At 72.2% G+C, this 5270-nt stretch carries 6 protein-coding genes and 1 pseudogene; 4 read left to right on the top strand and 3 right to left on the bottom strand.

What is annotated here, in order from left to right:
* Both Voc01_RS40435 and Voc01_RS40430 read left to right on the top strand, forming a co-directional pair.
* Positions 1-646 (top strand): annotated as a pseudogene (locus tag Voc01_RS40435) (glycogen debranching enzyme); the annotation flags it as partial.
* Positions 647-827: 181 nt separating this feature from the next.
* The gene (locus tag Voc01_RS40430; protein WP_203933006.1) at positions 828-2042 is read left to right on the top strand and encodes a cytochrome P450; all 1215 of its coding nucleotides are present in this window, start codon (positions 828-830) and stop codon (positions 2040-2042) included.
* 153 nt (positions 2043-2195) lie between these two features.
* Here Voc01_RS40430 and Voc01_RS40425 read toward each other — a convergent pair whose 3' ends face one another.
* Positions 2196-2384, bottom strand: coding sequence for a hypothetical protein (locus tag Voc01_RS40425; RefSeq protein ID WP_203933005.1), 189 nt, complete (start codon positions 2382-2384; stop codon positions 2196-2198).
* A 170-nt stretch (positions 2385-2554) separates the two neighbouring features.
* Here Voc01_RS40425 and Voc01_RS40420 point away from each other — a divergent pair, with 170 nt between their 5' ends.
* A complete protein-coding gene (locus Voc01_RS40420) occupies positions 2555-3112 on the top strand; it encodes a hypothetical protein (RefSeq protein WP_203933004.1) in 558 nt (185 codons plus the stop codon).
* Positions 3113-3175: 63 nt separating this feature from the next.
* Here the strand turns inward: Voc01_RS40420 and Voc01_RS40415 are convergent, their stop codons facing one another.
* Complete coding sequence (locus tag Voc01_RS40415; protein ID WP_203933003.1) at positions 3176-4069, bottom strand: dioxygenase family protein; 894 nt, start codon at positions 4067-4069, stop codon at positions 3176-3178.
* Positions 4069-4644 carry an NADPH-dependent F420 reductase gene (locus tag Voc01_RS40410; RefSeq protein ID WP_203933002.1) on the bottom strand — a complete coding sequence of 192 codons (576 nt, stop codon included), beginning with the start codon at positions 4642-4644 and terminating at the stop codon, positions 4069-4071. Before Voc01_RS40410 ends, Voc01_RS40415 begins: the two co-directional genes overlap by 1 nt.
* 85 nt (positions 4645-4729) lie before the next feature.
* On the opposite strand from Voc01_RS40410, the gene Voc01_RS40405 reads away from it, so the two are divergent.
* Positions 4730-5215, top strand: coding sequence for a MarR family winged helix-turn-helix transcriptional regulator (locus Voc01_RS40405; protein WP_203933001.1), 486 nt, complete (start codon positions 4730-4732; stop codon positions 5213-5215).
* The last annotated feature ends 55 nt before the right edge of the window (positions 5216-5270 follow it).

Here is a 5270-nt window from a genome sequence, read left to right as displayed (position 1 = left end):
GGGCCCGACCGACGACCCCGAGGTCGTCGCCATGCGTGGACGGCGCATCCGCAGCTTCCTCACCACGCTGCTGTTGAGCCAGGGCGTGCCGATGATCTGCCACGGCGACGAGCTCGGCCGCACGCAGCAGGGCAACAACAACGTGTACTGCCAGGACAACGAGCTCAGCTGGGTCGACTGGACCGGCGCGCGCGAGAACGACGCGTTGACCCGCTTCACCGCCCAGCTGATCAGCCTGCGCAAGCAGCACCCGCTGTTCCGCCGGCGCCGCTTCTTCGACGGCCGGCCCATCGGCGACTCCGGCGCCACCGACGTCGCGTGGTTCCGCGCCGACGGTGCCCCGATGTCCGACAGCGACTGGGCCGACGGGCGCACGCTCACCGTGTTCCTCAACGGCCACGGCATCCCGGAGGCCGACGCGCTCGGCGAGCCCATCGTCGACGACTCGTTCCTGCTGCTGTTCAACCCGACGCTGGACACGGTGCCGGTGACCCTGCCCGACGAGCGGTACGGCAGCTCGTGGCAGACCGTCATCGACACGGCCGACCCGCTGCTCGCCGCGCCGGACCACGAGACCAGCTTCAAGGCCGGCGACTCCATCGACGCGCCGGCCCAGTCGGTCATCGTGCTCCGCGGCATCTACTGACGGCGTGAGTCGTCGGATCGGGTGCCGCCGCGGGGTTCCGTAGCGCGCCCGGAAAGTTGGCCGGGCCCGTGCGCACGGGTCCGGCCGCCTTGTTCTTCGCGCGCCGCTGGGCCATCCTGGTGGACCTGTGCCGTCAGCACAGCCGAACCGCCAGAGCACAGCCGAACCGCCAGGGAGCGCGATGTCCGGCACTCAGTTCGCGGAAAGCTACGACCCGCTCGGCGCGCACCTCGCCGACCCGTACCCGTTATACGCCCGGGCCCGACGGGACGAGCCGGTCTTCCACTCACCCCGGCTCGACGCGTGGGTGGTCACCCGCTTCGACGACGTCGACGCGATCCTCAAGGATCCGGAGACCTTCTCGTCGGTCAACAGCCTCCGACCGGTCCGCGAGCTGTACCCGGCGACGCTCGCCGCGCTCGCCGGCGGCTACCCACCCGCACCCGACCACATCACCTCCGACGGCGACGCCCACCGGCGGCTGCGCGCCCCGTACGCGAAGCGCCTGATGCTCGCGACCGCCAAGGCGCTCGAACCGGCCATCCGGGCCCGCGCCGACGCCCTCATCGAGGGCTTCCGATCGGGTGACCTGGTGGGACGGTTCGCCTCGCCGCTGCCCGTGCACACCGCCGCACTCGTGTTCGGCATCGCGCCGGCCGACGTCGAGACGGCCCGCTCGGGCAGCGACTCGCTGTTCCGGCTCGGCAGCGCCGACCTCGACGAGGCCGCGGAGGCGCGCGCCGCCACGATGGTCGTCGCGTTCCAGCACCTGGTGGCCGGCTACGTGCGGGCCCGGCGCGCCGACCCGGAGGACGACCTCGTCAGCGACGTGGTCGCCGCGCTCGCACCCGGCGACGGCCCGCTCGCGTTCGAGCGGGAGACCGAACTGGTCTCGACGATCTGCAGCACCATCGGCGCCGGACACATCACGACGACCGACACCATCGGCAACGCCGTGCGGACGCTGGCCGACCACCCGGAGCAGTGGCAGCTACTGCGGCAGCGGCCGGACCTGCTGCCGAACGCGGTCGAGGAGGTGCTGCGGTACGAGTCACCGGTGCCGACCATCTTCCGCCGCGCCACCCGGGCGGCCACCGTCGCGGGCGTCACCGTGCCGGCGGGCGCCGACGTGCTGCTGGCGTTCGCGTCCGCCAATCGCGACGAGGGCCGCTACCCCGACGCCGACCGCTTCGACGTGACCCGCACCCCCAGCCGCCATTTCGGGTTCGGCGCCGGCCCGCACACCTGCGTCGGCGCGCCGCTGGCCCGGGTGCAGGCGCGCATCGCCCTGGGGCTGCTGGCCGGCCGCTTCCCGGAGCTGCGCGTCGACGGCCCGGCTCCCCTCAAGGCGTCGATCAACGTGCGCGGGCCACTGGCTCTCCACCTGCGCGAGTGAGCACTGCGCGCGAGTCCTGCGCGCGAGTCCCAGCGCGCCGCATAAACGACGCTCGATCCGGTGCGGCCTTCGGCCCCACAAGTGCACTGGATCGAGCGTCGTTTATACAAAGCGTCGTCTGTGCGGGAAGCCACGGGCCGACGCCGCCCTCCGTCAGTGTGGACCCGTACGGCCGTCCGGCGACGGCCGCGAGGACAGTTCCTCGTCCCCGAACGCGGCTTCCGCGCCCGCGTCGTTGCCGGTCCCGTCGTCGACCTGGCCGTCGGCCGAGTAGGTCGCCATCGCCCGGTTCAGTTCGTCGACCGGGAGCTTTTCCTCGTCACGCCAGACTCCGTCGCTCATCCGGCCCACCTACCCCGCCAGGCACCGGGGAAACGGAACGTCGGGCGATCCGGCCGGGGCGGCGACCGGTCGACCCATTGGGGCGCCCGGTCTCGACGCGGTAGAAATTCAGCCGATGTTCCCGATCGCGACGGGGACCCGTGCCCATCCCCGCTTTCCGAGGACATCCCATGCGCAGAGCACTCGTTGTCGCGGCCGTGGCCGCCGCCCTCTCGGCGACCGTGCCGGCGACCGCCGGCCAGGCGTCCACCACGGACCCGTCGACCAGCTCGTCCGCGACGTCGTCCGCCGCGACCCCGAAGGCGACCCCGGGCGACGTGCTCGCCGGCCTCGGCACGCTCGGCGACTTCGGCAACCCGACCGCCTACCTCGCCGCCGCCGGCACGAGCTGGGGCGCGCCGGGCGCGTTCACGATCACCTACCCCGACGGCACCTACGCGATCGGCGCCTCGACCTGTCTCGTGGTCGACGGCAAGGTCGCGTACCTCACCGGGAAGATCGCCCTGTCGGGCGGCCCGCGGCGAACCACCAACGCCTGGAACCGGGGCAGCTACCTGGTCGTCGGCGTCGAGGACAACGGCAACGGCGGCACGTCCGAGACGCCCGACCGGCTGAACTTCTCGCCGGGCACGGCCACCGACCCCGGCTGCGGCCCGAACGGCATGGCCACGCCCGACTTCAAGATCGTGCGTGGCAACTACCGCGTCGTCGACGGCCTCCAGGCCTGAAGACGCCGAAAGAGCTGAAGACGCTGAGGTGCACCGCGCGGTCACGGGGCCGCGCGATGACCGTCACGCCGTCTGGAACGAGCGCTTCGCCAGACCGATCGAGAACCCCTCGATCGCCGTGGTCACCGGCCCGGTCGGGTCGGTGGCCGCGCCGAGCGTCACGAACAGGGGCGTGAAGTGCTCCACCGTCGGGTGCGCGTACGGCATTCCCGGCGCGCGGTCGCGGAACGCCGCCAGTTCGTCCACGTCGCCGGCGGCGAGTGCCTCCGCGGCCCACGCGTCGAAGTCGGCCGACCAGCCGGGCACCGCGCCGCTGGTCCACATCTCGCGGGTGAGGAACGGCAGCCCGTGCGTCATGAACCCCGAGCCGACGACCAGCACCCCCTGCTCGCGCAGCGGGCGCAGGCGCTCGCCGAGCGCGATCAGGCCGGCGCTGTCGTCGGTGGGCAGGCTCAGTTGCAGCACCGGGATGTCCGCCTCCGGGTACATGATCTTCAATGGGACCCACGCACCGTGGTCGAGGCCGCGCCCGGCGTGCACGACGCCCGGCACCGCACCGGCCACCTGGCGGGCCAGCTCGCCGGCGTCGGGCGTGTCGTAGCGCATCCGGTAGTACAGCGGCGCGAACCCACCGAAGTCGTACACCAGCTCGGTCGCGCTGCCCGTGAGCGCCACCGGCGCCGACTCCCAGTGCGCGCTCACGATGAGTACCGCCCGCGGCCGCGGCAGGGCCCGCGCCCAGTCGTGCAGCTCGGTCATCCAGGCGGTGTCCTCGAAGGTCATGGGTGCGCCGTGGCTGAGGTAGAGCGCCGGTAGCGCTCCGTCGCCGTCGTTCCACGACCGGTGGGGAGCGGCCGTCTCCAGCCGCGCGACCCGGTCGAGGTGACCCCGGAACGGGTGCCCGGCCGGGATCAGCGCGTCGGCGCGGACTGTGGACGTGGACGTCGAGGTGGTCATTACGGCACGACCGCGAAGCCGCCGGTCCACGAGACCTTCTCACCCGCGGCGAGCCCGATCTGCAGGAGGGCGAGCGACTCGAGCTCGCGGGCCCGCTTGAGCGCGCCGGCGTCGATGGCGCGCAGCCCGCCGGCGGTGACGATGTCGGCCAGCAGCGCCTTGGCGTCGGCGTCGTCGCCGGCGATCAGCACGGTGGTGGTCTGCCCGCCGATGTCGGCCGAGGACAGCGTCGCCGCGAAGTTGATGTTGAACGCCTTGACGACCTTCGCTGTCGGCAGCGCCGCGGCGATCCCGGCGGCGGCCGAGCTGTCGGCGGGGACGACCAGGTCGTCGAACGTCTCGAAGTTCAGCGGGTTGGTGATGTCGACGACGACCTTGCCGGCCAGCTGCCCGCCGCGCTGCGCCAGCACCTCGGCGACGGCCGGGTACGGCACGGCCAGCACGACGACCTCGCCGGTGACCGGCTTGTCGGCGTCGGAGCTGTTGAACGACTCGACGGTGTGGCCGCCCTTGGTGACCAGGCCGGCGAGCGCCGAACCCATGTTGCCGGTACCGATGATGCTCACGTGTGCCATGCCGTCCTCCACAAGTTGTTGTTGCTACAACTATCTCATTTACCAATGGTTGTAGCAACAATTAAATGTGTGGGATGATGTGACCGTGGACACGCGATGGCTCACCCCCGACGAGCTCGGCGCCTGGGTACGGCTGGTCGCCGTGGTCGAGCTGCTGCCCGGAGTGCTGGAGTCCCAGCTCCGCCGCGACGCCGACCTCTCCCACTTCGAGTACTACGTGCTGGCCATGCTGTCGGAGGCGCCCGAGCGCACGCTGCGGATGACGACGCTGGCGCAGACCACGAACGCCACCCTCGCCCGCCTGTCCCACGTCGTGCAGCGGTTGGAGGGGCGCGGCCTCGTCGAGCGCTTCCCCTGCCCGCAGGACCGGCGCGCCACCAACGCCCGGCTCACGCCGGCCGGCTGGGAGAAGGTCGAGGCGAGCGCACCCGGTCACGTCGCGACCGTCCGCGCGAACGTGATCGACGCGCTGACCCCCGAGCAGGTCACCCAGCTGTCCGCGATCGCGGAGGCGGTCCTCGGCCGCCTCGACCCCGACGGAAGGCTCGCGGCCGTCCACCGGCGCCAGTAGTGCTTCGTCAGGTCTGTCGACCGGCCGCACCGCTCGCGCTCGCGCCCTTGTCGAA

Origin of the sequence: Virgisporangium ochraceum (genome assembly GCF_016863655.1) — a bacterium.
GTDB classification, from domain to species: domain Bacteria; phylum Actinomycetota; class Actinomycetes; order Mycobacteriales; family Micromonosporaceae; genus Virgisporangium; species Virgisporangium ochraceum.
Note: the sequence above shows the minus strand (reverse complement) of the source record. Positions and strands in the feature narration are given on the sequence as shown.